Source organism: Amycolatopsis sp. cmx-4-83 (genome assembly GCF_046548815.1).
Taxonomy (GTDB): domain Bacteria; phylum Actinomycetota; class Actinomycetes; order Mycobacteriales; family Pseudonocardiaceae; genus Amycolatopsis; species Amycolatopsis pretoriensis_A.
In genome coordinates this window covers 49,624-64,717 of the sequence record NZ_JAEBEF010000003.1, presented here as the reverse complement: position 1 = coordinate 64,717, position 15,094 = coordinate 49,624, and the positions used below count along the sequence as shown (strand labels likewise).

15 protein-coding genes are annotated in these 15,094 nt (G+C 72.5%); 5 read left to right on the top strand and 10 right to left on the bottom strand.

All coding sequences use genetic code 11. From position 1 onward, the window contains the following. The first annotated feature begins 154 nt into the window (after positions 1 to 154). From ACLJQM_RS09880 to ACLJQM_RS09870, 3 genes are read left to right on the top strand one after another with little or no spacing between them, the layout of a single operon-like run. Positions 155 to 670: a YbaB/EbfC family nucleoid-associated protein gene (locus ACLJQM_RS09880; protein WP_247021801.1), complete on the top strand. Its 516-nt coding sequence runs from the start codon at positions 155 to 157 to the stop codon at positions 668 to 670. Next, positions 667 to 981, top strand: a complete 315-nt coding sequence (locus ACLJQM_RS09875) for a hypothetical protein (protein WP_410630864.1) — start codon at positions 667 to 669, stop codon at positions 979 to 981. The genes ACLJQM_RS09880 and ACLJQM_RS09875 overlap by 4 nt, the downstream gene beginning before the upstream one ends. Next, positions 981 to 2,705, top strand: coding sequence for a hypothetical protein (locus ACLJQM_RS09870; RefSeq protein WP_410630863.1), 1,725 nt, complete (start codon positions 981 to 983; stop codon positions 2,703 to 2,705). The genes ACLJQM_RS09875 and ACLJQM_RS09870 overlap by 1 nt, the downstream gene beginning before the upstream one ends. Here the strand turns inward: ACLJQM_RS09870 and ACLJQM_RS09865 are convergent, their stop codons facing one another. The 8 genes from ACLJQM_RS09865 to ACLJQM_RS09830 form a co-directional block, all read right to left on the bottom strand. Further along, positions 2,706 to 4,187 (bottom strand): PucR family transcriptional regulator, encoded by a 1,482-nt coding sequence (locus tag ACLJQM_RS09865; RefSeq protein WP_410630862.1) that lies wholly within the window; start codon positions 4,185 to 4,187, stop codon positions 2,706 to 2,708. A 46-nt stretch (positions 4,188 to 4,233) separates the two neighbouring features. Then, a complete protein-coding gene (locus ACLJQM_RS09860; RefSeq protein ID WP_410630861.1) occupies positions 4,234 to 5,304 on the bottom strand; it encodes a DUF917 domain-containing protein in 1,071 nt (356 codons plus the stop codon). 21 nt (positions 5,305 to 5,325) lie between these two features. Continuing rightward, positions 5,326 to 6,036 (bottom strand): SDR family oxidoreductase, encoded by a 711-nt coding sequence (locus ACLJQM_RS09855; RefSeq protein ID WP_410630860.1) that lies wholly within the window; start codon positions 6,034 to 6,036, stop codon positions 5,326 to 5,328. Next, positions 6,033 to 7,127 (bottom strand): DUF917 domain-containing protein, encoded by a 1,095-nt coding sequence (locus ACLJQM_RS09850; protein WP_360771725.1) that lies wholly within the window; start codon positions 7,125 to 7,127, stop codon positions 6,033 to 6,035. Before ACLJQM_RS09850 ends, ACLJQM_RS09855 begins: the two co-directional genes overlap by 4 nt. Further along, entirely contained in the window at positions 7,124 to 8,194 is a 1,071-nt protein-coding gene (locus ACLJQM_RS09845; RefSeq protein ID WP_247021789.1) for a DUF917 domain-containing protein, read from the bottom strand. The genes ACLJQM_RS09850 and ACLJQM_RS09845 overlap by 4 nt, the downstream gene beginning before the upstream one ends. Then, complete coding sequence (locus tag ACLJQM_RS09840; RefSeq protein WP_410630859.1) at positions 8,194 to 9,735, bottom strand: hydantoinase/oxoprolinase N-terminal domain-containing protein; 1,542 nt, start codon at positions 9,733 to 9,735, stop codon at positions 8,194 to 8,196. The genes ACLJQM_RS09845 and ACLJQM_RS09840 overlap by 1 nt, the downstream gene beginning before the upstream one ends. 11 nt (positions 9,736 to 9,746) lie before the next feature. After that, the gene (locus ACLJQM_RS09835) at positions 9,747 to 11,075 is read right to left on the bottom strand and encodes a purine-cytosine permease family protein (RefSeq protein WP_247021785.1); all 1,329 of its coding nucleotides are present in this window, start codon (positions 11,073 to 11,075) and stop codon (positions 9,747 to 9,749) included. 106 nt (positions 11,076 to 11,181) lie between these two features. Beyond that, entirely contained in the window at positions 11,182 to 12,045 is an 864-nt protein-coding gene (locus tag ACLJQM_RS09830; protein ID WP_410630858.1) for an SDR family NAD(P)-dependent oxidoreductase, read from the bottom strand. Between the two features lie 32 nt (positions 12,046 to 12,077). Between ACLJQM_RS09830 and ACLJQM_RS09825 the strand changes: the two genes are divergently transcribed. Together ACLJQM_RS09825 and ACLJQM_RS09820 are read left to right on the top strand one after the other, a co-directional pair. Further along, on the top strand, positions 12,078 to 12,683 hold the full coding sequence (locus ACLJQM_RS09825; protein ID WP_410630856.1) for a TetR/AcrR family transcriptional regulator: 606 nt from the start codon (positions 12,078 to 12,080) through the stop codon (positions 12,681 to 12,683). Positions 12,684 to 12,723: 40 nt separating this feature from the next. Next, positions 12,724 to 13,554: an alpha/beta fold hydrolase gene (locus tag ACLJQM_RS09820; RefSeq protein WP_410630855.1), complete on the top strand. Its 831-nt coding sequence runs from the start codon at positions 12,724 to 12,726 to the stop codon at positions 13,552 to 13,554. An 8-nt stretch (positions 13,555 to 13,562) separates the two neighbouring features. Here the strand turns inward: ACLJQM_RS09820 and ACLJQM_RS09815 are convergent, their stop codons facing one another. Both ACLJQM_RS09815 and ACLJQM_RS09810 read right to left on the bottom strand, forming a co-directional pair. Beyond that, positions 13,563 to 13,931: a DUF742 domain-containing protein gene (locus ACLJQM_RS09815; RefSeq protein ID WP_360771745.1), complete on the bottom strand. Its 369-nt coding sequence runs from the start codon at positions 13,929 to 13,931 to the stop codon at positions 13,563 to 13,565. A gap of 102 nt (positions 13,932 to 14,033) precedes the next feature. Further along, positions 14,034 to 15,056, bottom strand: a complete 1,023-nt coding sequence (locus tag ACLJQM_RS09810) for a LacI family DNA-binding transcriptional regulator (protein ID WP_360771747.1) — start codon at positions 15,054 to 15,056, stop codon at positions 14,034 to 14,036. Positions 15,057 to 15,094: the final 38 nt, after the last annotated feature.

Sequence of the window (15,094 nt, the reverse complement as noted above, 5' to 3'; positions counted from 1 at the left end):
GCGGACCGGGTCAACCCGATCGGGGGGCATTCGCGGGCAACTTCGGGGAGACATCCAGGCATACCCGCGGCTAGCACTGGATGAACGTCCGGGGTGCGCTAGCCTGGCCGGATCACGGGCGCCGGCCCGATCCCCGTCTCGAGGAGTCGATTTCGTGCAACCGAACCTGGGGCCAGGTGAAGACTTCCAGCTGCTGCTCGAACGGCAGGTCCGGGAGATGCAGACGAAGGCCGCGGCGCTGACCGAAGCGATTTCCGCGGCCGGGGCGACGGTCCGCACCCGCGACGGCGCGGTCACCGTGACGCTCGCCCCGAACGGCGCCCTGACGAACCTCGAGCTCGGGCACCGCGCGTGCGAACTGGGTCCGGCGCGGCTGACCGCGACGATCATGGGCGCGGTGCGCGACGCGCAGCGCCAGACCGCCCGCGCCGTCGCCGACTCCTTCGCGACCATCAACGGCGACGGCGAGTCGACCGACATGGTCCGCTCCTTCCTGCCCCCGGATCCGCCGCCGGACGGCGACTTCGCGGCGCCGGAGCCCCCCGAAACCACCCCGCCGCCGGCCCCGCCCGCACCGCCGCGTCCGCCGGCTCCGCCCGCACCGCCGTCCGCCCCGCGTCGCCGTCCCCCGGCCGACGACCACTTCGACGACGAATCGAACCCCTGGTGAGCGGCGGCGGCTTCAAGGTCTCTTCGGAGCCACTGGCCACCTTCGGCAAGCACCTCGACGAGCTGCAGAGCAACCTCAAGGGCACTTCGGACCTCGTCGGCGGCATGGTCTGCGACCCCGGCATGTTCGGGATCAACCCGGCGTGCCAGCTGATGGCCGCGGGTGCGAGCACGTGGACGGACAAGGCCCGGCACCAGTTCGACGCGTATTCGAAGACGATCGGCGAGTTCGCCGACAAGGTCACCGAGGCCGCGAAGCGCTACCAGTCGGGTGAAGAGGACGCCGTGAACTCGATCGTGAGGTTCGACTAGTGGGCGACGACTACCAGAGCAAGGACGTCAGCCTCCACGGCTCCGAACTGTTCAACAGCGACAACGCCTCGGCCGGCGCGGGCTTCTTCGAAGCGGCGATCGGCCTGGACAAAGCTGTCAAGGACAACGACAAGGTCGCGATCGGCATCGGCTCGGCGGGCATGGCGCTGGAGACGATCGGCCTCGTGCTCGATCCGATCGGCAGCCTCCTCACGGCCGGGATCGGCTGGCTCATCGAGCACATCACGATCCTCCGCTGGCCGCTGGACATCCTGATGGGCGACCCGATCGGCATCGCGGCGGCCAGTGAAGCGCTTTCCGCGGAGAAGAAGAAGCTCGAGGAGTGGTCGACGCAGCACCAGCAGGCGCTCGACACGCTGCTCAAGGAGTGGAGCGGCAACGCCGCGGACCAGTTCAAGAAGGACATGGACGCGGTCACCGAGCAGCTGGGCTCCCTCGGCTGGTACCTCGACCAGGCCGGCAAGAACATGAAGATCGCGGGCGGCATCGTCGGCGCCTTCCGCGGCATCCTGCGCGACCTGATCGCGATGCTCCTCGCGACGATCATCAAGGGCGCCCTGATCGCGGCGGCCCTGGCCCCGGTGACGTTCGGCGCGTCGATCGCCATCTTCATCGGCACGACGATCGGCACGGTGGCCACGGCCCTGGGCAAGATCGGCGCGAAGCTGGCCCAGCTGGCGAAGAAGCTCGGCGACCTGCTCCAGGCCCTGACGAAGATGGGCAAGGCAGGCGACGACCTGGCGGCGGCGAAGCCCCCGGCGGGCAGCCTGACGCCGACACCAACCCCGAAGCCCACCCCGAAGCCCACCCCGAAGCCGGACGCGACCCCGACGCCGAAGCCGGACCCGAAACCCTCTTCGGCGACGCCGGACCCGAAACCGGAACCCAAGCCGGACCCGACGCCGGACCCCAAGCCCGAGCCGAAACCGGACACCACCCCGTCCTCGGCCACACCGGAACCGAAGCCCGAACCCAAGCCGGACACCACCCCGTCCTCGGCCACACCGGAACCCAAGCCCGAACCCAAGCCGGACACCACCCCGTCCTCGGCCACACCGGAACCCAAGCCCGAACCCAAGCCGGACACCACCCCGTCCTCGGCCACACCGGAACCGAAGCCCGAGCCCAAGCCCGAACCGAAACCGGAACCCGCGCCGTCCTCGTCGTCGGCCACCCCGGAACCCAAGCCCGAACCGAAACCCGAGCCCGCGCCGTCCTCGTCCTCGGCCACCCCGGAACCCAAACCCGAGCCCAAGCCCGACACCACACCCGAGCCCAAGCCCGAACCAAAACCGGAACCCGCGCCCTCCTCATCCTCAGCAACCCCGGAACCCAAGCCTGACCCCAAGCCCGACGCCACGCCCGAACCGAAGCCGGACCCGGCGCCCGCCCCCACCCCGGATCCCAAGCCGCACAAGCCGTTCACCGATCAGATGACCGACGTCATCAAGAACAAGCTGTCCCAAGTGGACGGTGTGACGCCGGAGATCATGCAGAAGTTCGACAAGATCAGCAACTTCTCCGTGCACGAGCTCGGCAAGCTCTTCGGCAAGGAAGGCGCCGAAAAGTTCGAGTCGGCCATCAAGGTCATGACCGACCCGTGGTTCGGGAAGTCGGGCCTCGCGGGCAAGACCGTCGTCGACATGATCAAGGGTGTGCCTGCCAGCATCGGCAACGTCACCGGCGGCGGGGACGACGACTAGTCACTCCAACGTCACCGCCCGGGACGCGAGGTGCAGCGCCAGTCTCTCGTCCGGGCGGGACAGGTCGACGCCGAGCAGCTGCGAAATCCGCGCCACCCGCGCGGCCACGGTGTTGCGGTGCACGCCCAGCACCGTGGCCGTCTCGGCGAGGGACGACTCCGCGTCCAGGTAGGCCGCCAGGGTGCGGACCAGGTCGCCCGGGGCGTCCAGCAGCGGGGCGATCAGGGCCCGCGCGGCCGGCTCGAAGGTGTCCGTACGGGTCCACTCCAGCAGCAGCTGGGCCATGCCGAGCTGGTCGACGTGCAGGAAGTGCCCGGTTTCCGGCCGGGTCGCGGCGAGCCGGGCCGCGTCGCGGGCTTCCGCGACCGTCGCCGCGAGGCCTTCCGGGCGCGCGTGCGGCCGGCCGACGCCCATGTGCGCGCCCAGGCGCAGCGTGCGGTGCGCCGCCTGCAGCCGGGTCGCCAGCGAGCGCACCCGGGCCGCGGTCGGCTCGTGGTCGAAGGTGACCCAGCCGGTCCAGCCGTCGCCGTGCTCGACGACCACCGCCTCGACGTCGCCGGCCCGCAGCGCCCGCACGACGTCCTGGGTGCGGGCCACCGTGTCGACCGCCGCCGGGACGCCGATGTGCAGCCCGACGTGCCAGCCGCCGAGCCGCCAGCCCGCGTCCGCGACGCGGCGGCGCAGGTCCGCGCCGGGCTCGGTGTCCAGGCGCAGCAGGTCGCCGAGCAACGCCGTGCGCGAGCGCGCGTCCCGTTCCAGTTCCAGCCGGTTGGCCAGCAGCCAGCGCTGCAGCACCCCGGCCGCCACGGCGAGCGCGGGCGGGACGACGTCGGCCCGTGCGGCTTCGGTTCCCCGCAGCTCGGCCGCCAGCCACAGCGCCGGCCGCTGCAGCAGCACCGGGTGGGCCAGCAGCACGCCGTCGTCGAGCTCGGTCCGCTGCGGGACCGGCTCGTCGAGCCGGACGCGCCCGGTGACCTCACCGGCCAGCGGCGCCCCGCGATCGTCGAGCACGGCGACCGGCGACCGCAGCAGCCGCCCCAGCACCGCGACGACCTCTTCGGGCGGGCGCAGCCGGTCGCCGAGCGCGCGGTGGGTGGCCAGCAGCAGTTCGGCGCGGTCCAGTTCGGGCGCGGCGAGCATGAGCCGGGCCTCGACGAGCAGGTCCAGCGGCGACGCACCGGTACCCAGCAACGGAACCGCCAGCCGGTCGGCGAGCAGCCGTGACGCGGTGAGCGGCGCGGCACCGGGCAGCAGCACGGCGGCCGCCCCGGCGTCGGCGCACCGGCGCAGGAGCGCGTCGATCTGCCAGTCGGTCCCGGCGACCGGCCGGACGACGACGGTCAGCTCCCCCGCCACCGGCGTCCGCGAAGCGTCCAAAGTGGCCTGAACCGTCGCGAGTGGACGGTCGAGCCCGGCCGCACCGGCGAGCAACCGGACGTGCTCGGCCCAGCCGGGCAGCGCGAGCACCCGCCGCAGGCTCACCGGCCCCACCTCCGCCCGCCACATCGGGGTGCTCGGGGGTAGCCGGTCACGGGAGGCCCACCGGGTCGCAGTCGATGCCGTACGCGCGGGGGCGCACCACCGGCAGCCAGCGCGGGTCGGTCCAGAACGGCGCCGCCGCCAGGCGGACCACGTCGACCTCCACGCCCGCGCGGATCGCGTCGCACGACACCGGGACGCCGGTGCGGTGGTCGAGCACCGACAGCACGTCCGGAGTGGACGCCACCGGGGCGCCGTCGCGCAGCGCCAGCAGGTATTCGTTCTCCATTTCCAGCCGCAGCAACGAGCCGTCGCGGTGGTCGGCCAGCGTGACGCTGCCGCGGCCGAAGCCCGGGCTGCCGTGCTGCCCCGGCCCGACGTGCCGCGCCACCTCGAGGACGCGGCCGCGGGCCAGCACCGAGCCGTCCAACGCCGTTTCGAGCGCCGCGCGCGCCGGGCTCTCCCCCACGGCCAGCACCCGGCGGCCGAGCGCCAGCGCGCCGCTCGTAGTCCCCGGGACCGCGCACTCCGCCAGCTCCCCGGCCGGGATCGGCGCGAGCGCGAACGCCGCCCAGCCACCGGAACCGGCCAGGAACGCGCGGGTTCCCCGCTCGATGACGGCGTCGGACCCGGCCGCCAGCACCACCACCTGGCCGCCGGGCTCGGCCAGCGCGGCCGGCGCGATCCCGCGGCCGGTCGCCGCGACGGAGAACTGGTCGAGCCGGGGCAGGCCGCGGCCCGAAAGGTCGGCGTCGGCGTAGGCGAGCCCGAGCTGCTGGGCCACGACCAGCGGCAGCAGCCCGTTGAGGCCGCCGATCTCGATGGACATCAGCGCGTCGGCGCGCTCGCCGGTCCAGCGTTCGACGGCGGCCACCGCGGCCGCGAACTCGTCGCCGCCCGGCAGCTTCTCGGTGAACGCCGCGGTCGCACCGACGACCCCGACCGGCACGACCCGCGCGTCCGGCGCCAGCTCCCCGATCGCGGAGACCTCGGGTTCGCGACCGCCTTCGACCAGCCGGCGCAGCAGCACGGCGGCGGTGACGGTGTCCCCGCCACCGCCGGACCCGAGCAGGGCCACCCCGCGTTCGAGGGCGGCCACGTCACCGGCGGTGATGCGCATGACTGACCACAGTAGACGAGGTCAGCGCAGCGCGTACCCACCGTCGGGGTACAGCGTCGACCCGGTGGTGTACGTGCTGCCGAACAGGTACAGCACCGCATCGGCCACTTCGGACTCCTTCCCGACGCGGTGCAGCAGCGTGTCCCGCGAGTACTGGTCGAAGCTCGCCTCCCGGACGTCCGCCGGCCGCCCGGCCCAGAGGTCGCCGTCGATCGTGCCCGGCGCGACGACGTTCACCCGGACCGGCGCCAGCTCGACCGCCAGCCCCCGCCCGAGCCCTTCGACGGCGGCGTTGCAGGCGACGTACGCGGGCGCGGCACCGGGCGGCCGGACGCTCGCCGCGCCCGACATCAGCACGATCGACGCGTCCGGCGCCAGCTTCGGCACCGCGTGCTTGACGGCGTGGTACTGGCCCCAGAACTTCGTCGTGAACGGGCTGGCGGCGTCCTCGTCGCTCAGCTCCCGCAGCGGCCCGACCGTGTAGGACGCGCCGGGCGTGAACAGGTGGTCGACGCGGTCGAGGGCACCGAAGAACGCCGCCAGCGAATCCTGGTCGGTGTTGTCGACGACCTGCCAGGTCCCGTCCACCTCCTTCGCCGCCGTCGACAGCTTCTCCGGCGTCCGCCCGCCGAGGTGGACCGACGCACCCGAAGCGGCGGCCCGCCGGGCCACTTCCCGCCCGATGCCCGAACCGCCACCGATGATCACGACCTGCTTCCCGGCCAAGCTCATCCGATCTCCTCCACGGGGACGAAGTCGTGCGGCAGCCCGAACGCGGCCGGGCCGAAGGTGTCCAGGGCTTCCGGCGTGCGCATCAGCGGCGGGGTCGAGATGCCGACGACGGTGACGCGCTGGCCGTAGCGCAGGGTTTCGGTGGTGATCGGCTCGGCCGTCGCCGACTCCAGCACGCAGATCAGGTCCGGCACCAGGCAGCGCACCTCACCGTCCACTGTGGCCAGCAGGTTCTCGTTCTGGAACAGGATCTCCAGCTTGCTCGAACCGTCGAACGACACCGCCGCCGCGCGCCCGCGCGCGAAGCCCGCCTCGGTCCGGCGCTCCACATCGGACACCTTGCCGCGGAACAGCACCCGCAGGTGCTCGTACGGCGTCGAGCGCAACGCCGAAGCGAGCCGGTCGACGGGGTCCTCGTTGGCCGCCCGCGCTTCCCGGATCGTCCGGCCCACGGTCAGCGCCAGCGAAAGCGTTCGCGGCACGGCGGTCCGCTTGACGTCGGCGCCGCTCATCGCGTACTCGGCGATGTGCGCGACACCGCCGAGCCGGATGGTGACCCCGCGGGCCAGCCACTCCATCCGCCGGTTGTCCGCGCCGGTGTCGATCACCGTCGTCTCGCCGCGTTCGCCGCCGATCGCCATCGGCGAGCCCGGGATACCGTATACACCGAACGTTTCCATCTGCAGCTCCGGGAACGCCCGGCCCATGCCGTCGGCGTCGACCACCGGCAGCCCGAGCCGGGCGCCGACGATCAGCGGGATCATCGAGTTGATGCCCCCGCACTCGATCGGCATGGTGGCGTCCGCGCGCCTGCCGAGGTGCTTCTCCAGCGTCCGCAGCGCCAGCACGGGTTCGGCGCCGTTGGGCAGCTTCTCGTGCACGACGGTCGGCGCGCCCATCTGCGCGGTCGGGATCACTAGTGCGTCGTCGTCCACTTCGGACGGCTCGAGGATCGTGATCGGCCCGTGCTCGCGGATGGCTTCGCGCACGAGCAGCCGCCCGACGTACGGGTCGCCACCGCCGCCGGTGCCGAGCACGGCGGCGCCGCGGGCGAGGTCCGGCAGGTCGTCCTCGGTCAGGGTCCAGCTCACCCGGCCACCCCGATCGGGTCGATGTCGTAGCCGAAGTACCGCGGGCCGGCGAGCGCGATGCCCTCCGGCGTGTGCCAGCGCGGGTCGGCGGGCGCGGCGATCACCGTGACGCGCTGGCCGTACCGCAGCCCTTCGGTCGTCACCGCCTCGCCGGACTCGCGTTCCAGCGTGCAGATCAGGTCGGGCACCGACGCCTGGACGACACCGTCGCGCTCGGCCACCAGGTGCTCGTTCTGGAAGCGCAGCACCAGTTCCGCTCCGGTGTCGTCGTCCATTCCGGACAGTTTCGCTTCGCCGCGGGCGAACCCGGTGACCGTCCGGCGGGCGACGTCGACGACCTTGCCGCTGAACAGCCGCCGTCCGCCCAGCCGGGAAACGACCCGGGCCACGGGATCCTCGTGCGCGGCACGTGCGGCCCGGACCAGGGCGCCCAGTTCGGCGCACAGGCTCAGCGTGCCCGGCACCAGGGATTCCCGCGCCTGGCCGCCGGACATGGCGTAGTTGCTGATCATCGCCGAGCAGCCCATGTCGATGGTCGCCGAGCGCGCCAGGCGCTCCGCCCAGCGATTGTCGACGGTATCCAATACTCCGCGGTTGCCCTTTTCGTCGGCGATCGACATCGGCGTGGCCCGGATTCCATACAGTGTGGGAAGTACCATCTGCAGTTCGGGGAACGCGCGCCCCATCCCGTCGGCGTCGACCAGCGGCAGGCCGAGCTGCGCGGCCGCGACGACCGGGATGAGCGAGTTGACGCCCCCGGCTTCGGCGCACGCGATGTGCGTCAGCTCCTTGCCGAGGTAGCCGGCGAGCGTGCGCGCGGCCAGGCCCACCTGCTCGGCCGACGGCAGCTTCTCCACCATGACGGTCGGCGCGCCCATCATCGCGACCGGCAGCACGACGGCGTCGTCGCCCACCTCCGCCAGCGGAACCAGCGGCACCGCGCCGTGCTCCCGCACCGCCGAAAGCGCCAGCAGCCTGCCGATGTACGGGTCGCCACCGCCCCCGGTGCCGAGGATGGCGGCACCGCGGGCGATGTCGTCGAGGTCGTGCTCGGTGATCTCGCGCATCACGCCCCCAGCTGCAGGTCGCCGACGGCCTTGACGCGGATGCGCGTGGCGTTGCCGGGCAGGTACGGGATGGGCACCTCGTCGAAGTCGACGATGCCGACCGAAGCCGGCGAAGCACCAGCGGCGACCGCGCGGTCCACGGCCTCCTGCTTCGCCTCGTCGACGACCGCTTCGCGGCGGCCGGGCTCGATCACGTAGACGCGGTCGACCTCACCGCCGATCTGCGCGATGGCCGCGCCGATCGCGTTGGCCACCGCGTAGTTCTCGGGCCGGTGGACTTCGCCGCACCCGGCGAGCTCGTCCGGCAGCAGCACCGAACCACCGCCGACCGCCACCACCGGCAACGGCTCGGCGGACGTCCGCATCCGTTCGACCACATCGGACACCTCGGCGGCGATGCGGTCCAGCGCCGCCCGCACCAGCGCCTTGTCCAAATGCGACACCAGCGACGGATCGCCGATTTCCGCGCGGCCGGCGGCGACCGCGATGTCGGTCGCGGTGAGCGTGTCCCCGCCGAAGACGAGCGCCTTCGACGTCAGCTCGTAGCCGACGGAATCCGGGCCGACGGTGACGATCCCGCGCACCCGGCTGCCGCCGCCGATGCCGATCGACAGCACGTCCGGCATCCGGAAGTTGGTGCGGATGCCGGCCACGCTGACGTCCGTGGTCGCCTCACGGGGAAAACCCTGCCGCAGCACACCGACGTCCGACGTCGTGCCGCCGACGTCGACCACCGCGCACGTGTCCAAACCGGACAGGATCGCCGCGCCGCGCATCGAGTTCGTCGGCCCGGAAGCGAACGTCGCCACCGGGTAGCGGCGGGCGAAGTCGACGTCCATCAGCGTGCCGTCGTTCTGGCTCAGGTACAGCGGCGCGGTGATGCCCGCGCCGGTGACCGACGCGGACAGCCCGTCGACGATGTGCGCGGCCAGCTCCCGCAGCGCCGCGTTGATCACCGTCGCGTTTTCCCGCTCCAGCAGGCCGATCCGGCCGATCTCGTGGGACAGCGAGATCGCGACGTCCGGCAGCTGCGCGCCGATGATCTCGGCCGCGCGGGTCTCGAACTCGGCGTTGACCGGGGAGAAGACCGAGGTGATGGCGACGCTGCGCACCCCGGCCGCCCCCATGTCGTCGGCGGCCTTGCGCAGTTCGCTCTCGTCGAGCTCCGCGATGTGGCGGCCGTCGAACTCGTGTCCACCGTGGACCAGGTAGCTGCGCCCCGACACCGCGTCGACGAGCCGCTGCGGCCAGTCGACCATCGGCGGCAGCGACGCCCCGGCGGGCAGGCTCAGCCGCACGGCCGCGGTCGGCGCGAGCCGGTGGGCCTCGACGAGGGCGTTGATGAAGTGCGTGGTGCCGATCATCACCGCCCGCACCGCCGCCGGGTCGAACGCGCGTTGCCGCTGCAGGCCGTCGATCGCGGCGACGATGCCCGAGGTGACGTCCGCGGTCGTGCTGGTCTTGACCGAGGCGAGCACCTGACGGCCGTCGAGCAGGACAGCGTCGGTGTTGGTGCCGCCGACGTCGATGCCGATGCGCACGAAGGTTCTCCTTAAGCAGACTGGACGGCGGGAGCGGCCTCGGCGGTCCGGCTGCTGCCGATCCCCCGCACCAGACCGAGCTTCCCGGCGACGACGTACAGGACGAAGGCGACGACGAGCGAGTTGATGCTCGGCAGGCCCCACTCGACGAACTCGCCGAACAACGCGGCGGCGACCCAGACGACGAGGGTGGCGGGCACCCACGCCGGCGCGTCCTCGGGCACGGTTCCCCGCGCCCGCGCGGATTCCAGGTCCCCGCGCCACTTCTTCACCACGAAGTACTCGGCGACCATGATGCCGGCGATCGGCGGGAACGCGACGCCCAGCACGGTGAGGAAGTCGGTGAACTTCGCCAGGATCCCGGCCGCGGCGAGCAGGCTGCCCGCGACGCCGAGCACGGCCGTCACCAGACCGCGGTGGGCTTTGCGCCCCGACACCGTGCCGATGAAGTTCACGACGCCGAGCCCCGAGGAGTACAGGTTCCAGTCGTTGATCTTCATCGTGCCCGCGATGACGATGAGCAGCCCGATCCAGCCGACCGACGACGTCACGATGGTGGTGATGCCGGCGCTGCCGACGGCGTGCGCGAGCAGGACGCCGGACAGGCCGATGACGTACTCGCCGAGGGTGATGCCGACGAGCGTCTGCTTGACGACGTCGGCGGTGGTGCGGTTGAAGCGGGTCATGTCCGGGGTGATCACGGCGCCGACGATGAAGCCGCCCGCCACCAGCGTGGTGCCCTGCAACAGGCTCAGTGCCGGGCCGGGCGGGGCCGAGGACACGAGCGTGCCGAGGTCGTGGCGGGTCAGCTCGGAGATCACCGACCACCCGACGAGGATCAGGAATGCCGGCACGGTGAGGTAGGCCGTCCAGGCCATGGAGTGGAAGCCGCGCACGACGATCGCGGTGACGAGCAGGCCGAAGAGCAGCGCCCAGCCCCACTCCGGCAGGCCGCCGATGAGCGCGACGAGGCCCTGCGCGGATACTGCCGACTGGATACCGAACCAGCCGATGAGGCTGATCCCGATGGCGAGCCCGATGAGCGCCGAGCCGCCGCGGCCGAAGCCGGTCCAGCGGGCGATCATGGACGTCGAGAGGCCCTCGCGGACGCCGATGACGCCGACGAGGATGGTGATGAGCTCCAGGATGACCGAGCCGAGCGTGAACGCCAGTACCGCGTTCCAGAAGCTCATCCCGAAGCCGACGGTGGCTCCGAGCAGGAACTGGGACAGGGCGGACACCTGGCCGAACCGCTGGACGGCGACCGACCACCACGAGTACCGGGCGTGGTCCGGCACTCTGGTGAGGGCATAGTCATCGACACCGACTGTTGAGGCCACGCCGACCTCCTTCTCCGTGCGGGGGAAACGGTTCCCCGCACCGTAAGCAGCGGTCCCGGCGGCGTCACCGTGCGATGTGCACAGCCTGAGCCTCAGCGCTGTGCATTCAGGCCAGCGGGTCCACTCCGGTCAGCGTGGCACTTTCCGCCCAGAGCCGCTCGGCAGCTGCCTCGTCGGTCAGGTTCGCCCAGCGCTCCTCGAGCTTCGGCCGGCCGCGGAGGCCGAACACCCGCGGGCCCCACAGCTGCCCGCCGGCGACATCGGGGCCGAGCACCGCGCGGACGGCGGGCCGCGCACCGGCGTCCTTGCCGTGCAGCAGCACCCGGGCAGGCAGGCCGCGCAGCCACTGGCCGGTGGTGCGGACGTGCACCGGCGGCCGCGACGGCGTCAGCGAGTCCAGGGCGCCACCGGGGTGGGCGATGACGCTCAGCCGCTTCGAGCCCGTTGCCCGCAGCCGCCGGTCGAGTTCGACGGCGAAGAGCATCTGGGCGACCTTGGAGCGTTCGTAAGCGCGCTTCGGGACGTAGCCGGCTTCGCTCTGTAGGTCGGCGAAGTCGAGCTTCGCGGACTTCGCGGCGAAGCTGCCGGTGGTGACGATGCGCGCGTCCGGCGCCAGCACCGGCAGCAGCCGCGCGATCAGCGCGAAGTGGCCGAGGTGGTTGGTGCCGAACATCAGCTCGTGGCCGGCGGCGGTCTCGCGGCGGGGCGGGTGGTCGAGCAGCACCCCGGCGTTGCAGACGACGGCGTCGAGCTCACCGGTGTCGACGGTGGCGACCTGGGCCAGGTCGGCCAGGTCGAGCCGGACGTGCGTCACCACCGCCCCGGCGACCCGCGACCGGATCGACGCGATCGCGGCTTCCGCCTTCGCCGCGTCGCGGCTGCCGAGCACGACGTCCGCGCCCGCCGAAGCCAGCTGCTCCGCGGCGAAATACCCGATCCCCGCGTTGCCGCCGGTCACCAGCACCCGCATCGACGTCCCCTCCCCGTGCCAAGCTGTCCCGCATGGAGAACGCTACCGGCTACCGGCGGTCGGCCGGCTCGGCCCGCGGCGAGGCCCGGCGCCGGGAGCTGCTGGCGACGATCACCGACGACGTCGCCGAGAACGGTCTCGTCGACTTCTCGCTGCGGCGGGCGGCACGGTCGGCCGGGACGACGCACAAGGTGCTGCTCTACCACTTCGACGGCGTCGAAGACCTGCTGCGACAGGTGGTCTTTTCGTTGCGGGAGCGGCGGATCGGCAACGCGCTGGCGGCCGTCGCGGCGGAACCCTCGACACTGACCGACCGCGTGCGTGCCGCCTGGGTGAGCCTGCGCGACGAGGAGTCGGAGCTGCGCCGGGTGCTCGACCAGGCGATGGGCCTGGCGATGTACGACCCGGGCCGGTACGCGGCGCTCGGCCGCGGAGCGTCGCAGCAGTACCTGCCGACGCTGCTTTCGTTCTGTCCGGCGGACTGGCCCGAGCAGCGCAAGCACGAAGTCGCCTCGATGATCCTCGCCACCCTGCGCGGCTTCCTCGTCGACCTGCTGACCAGCGACGACGGCTCCGGCGCCGAGGCCGGGTTCGAGGCGCTGCTGCGCGCGGTGGCCCGGGAGGAAGCCGCAGGCTGAGCCCTCGACAGTTTGCGAACCACGTGGTTCACTTCGAACCATGCAGATCGAGCTGACCGCGGGGACCGTCGAGTACACCGACACGGGTGGGCCGGGCCCGGTCGTGGTGTTCGTCCACGGCCTCCTGATGGACGGCTCGCTCTGGAACGGCCCGGTCGCCGCGCTGCCCGGTCACCGGTGCGTGGTCCCGACGTTGCCGCTGGGCGCCCACCGCAAGCCGATGCGTCCCGGCGCCGACCTGTCGCTACCCGGGGTCGCCCGGCTGCTGACGGAGTTCCTCGAAGGCCTCGACCTGCGCGAGGTGACCCTGGTCGGCGTCGACACCGGCGGCGCGCTGGTGCAGCTGCTGATGGCCGACGGCGTTGCGCGCGTCAGCCGGGTGGTGCTGGCGTCGTGCGACGCGTTCGACAACTTCCCGCCCGGGCTGACCGGTAAGACGTTGTTCCTGACCGGAAAGCTGTCACCAGCGCTGTTCGGCGTGTTCATGCAGCAGATGCGGCTGCGCGCGGTGCGCCGGCTGCCGATCGCGTTCGGCCGGCTCACCAAACGCGGTGACGCCGTCGCGGCACGCTGGATCCGGCCGTTGCTCGGCGACGCCGGCATCCGCCGCGACACGGTTCGCGTCCTGCGGGAGTTCGCCGCGGCGCCGGGAATCCTGGTGGCGGTGGCCGAGCGGCTGCCGGCGTTCGACCGGCCGGCGCTGGTGGTGTGGGCCCGCGAGGACCGCGTGATGCCGCCGGAGCACGGCGAACGGCTGACCGCGTTGCTGCCCAAGGGAAAACTGGCGCTGGTCGACGACAGCTACACCTTGCTGCCACTCGACCAGCCCGCGGAGTTCGCCCGGCTGGTCCGGGAGTTCACCACCGCGTGAGAGCGCTTTCAGATCCGGCTGAGCCCGTGCAGGATGCGTTCCATCAGTTCGAGGCTCGGCCGGTTCCCCGCACCCTTCCGGGCGGTGTGCACGGCGACGATCCCCCGGTCCGCCAGATCCGACAGCAGGACCCGCGCCACCCCCAGCGGGATCCGGCGCCGTGCGGCGACCTCCGCGACCGACTGCGAAGTCCGGAGCAGCGCGCAGATCTCCGTCTCCTCCCGCGTGCTCCCCCGCACCACCGCCCGCCCCCGCTGCGTGATCGAGACGAGCGTCTCGACCGGCAGGTCCCGGGTCGGGCGGGTACGGCCATGAGTGCGGAAGTACGGACGGACCATCCCCGCTCCGCCTTCTTCGAGCACGGACCCCCAGTGCACAGCCAGCTCCTCACGGCGATTAATCCTTGTCGGCGATTATTTGACCGGGTGATCGACTCACCCGCAATCGACCGGACGGAGTAGTGCCGGAAAAACCGCTGATCAACGCCCCGGTGGCGGTGCAGTACTACCCCGAAGTACCAGGTGTGTCCCGACAATCGCGGGCGATGTCGCGATTTTTCCGCCGGACAACCTCGCGCGCAGCAGCCGCCCGGCCCGCTCCCCGAGCTCCGCCACCGGCTGCGCCACGGTGCTCAGTTCGAGCAGATCGGCGAGGTCGTGGTCGTCGAAGCCGACCACCGAGACGTCCGACGGCACCCGCAGCCCGGCCCGGCGCAGCGTCCGCAGCGCCCCGAACGCCATTTCGTCGGACGCGGCGAACACCGCGGTCGGCCGGCGGGGCAGGCCGAGCAGCGTCCCCATCGCCCGCTCCCCGCCCGCGACGGTGAAGCCGCCACCGGTCTCGAACGCGGGGTCCGGCTCGCGGCCGTCCTCCCGGCACACCGCGTGGTAGACCTCGCGGTAGGCCGCGAGCCGCCGCAACGGCGTCGTGAAGCCGAGCGGGACGGGCTCGTCCTCGCCGATGAACGCGATTTCGCGGTGCCCGAGCTGGACCAGGTGCCGCATCGCGGCCGCGGCGGCGGCGTGGTCGTCGATGCCGACCGAGTCCGCGCCGGGTTCCTCGGTGCCGACCGTGACGAGTGGGGTGCCGAGCCCCAGCAGCAGCTCGCGTTCGAAAGCCGCGAGGGGCAGGGAGAGCACGAGCACGGCGTCGACCCGGCGGCGCAGCGGCAGGTCGGCGAAGAACCGCGCGCGGCCCGCGTCGTCGCCGAGGTTGTAGAGCAGCAGGCTGATCCCGGCCTCGCGCAGCACCCGCTCGACGCCGGAGATGAGGCGCGAGAAGTACCAGCGGTCGACGTAGGGGACGAGCACGCCGACCGTCCCGGTGCGGCCGGTGGCCAGGCTCGACGCCGCGGGCGAGATCGCGTAGCCCAGCTGCGCGGCGGCCGCCAGCACCCGGGTCCGCGTGCGCTCGGCGACGCCCGGCACCCCGCGCAGGGCCCGCGACACGGTGGCCGCCGAGACCCCGGCGACCCGGGCGACGTCGTCGAGCTTGTCCGGCATGCCCCGCCCCTTCCCTGCAAGCGCTTGCAACCATCCGA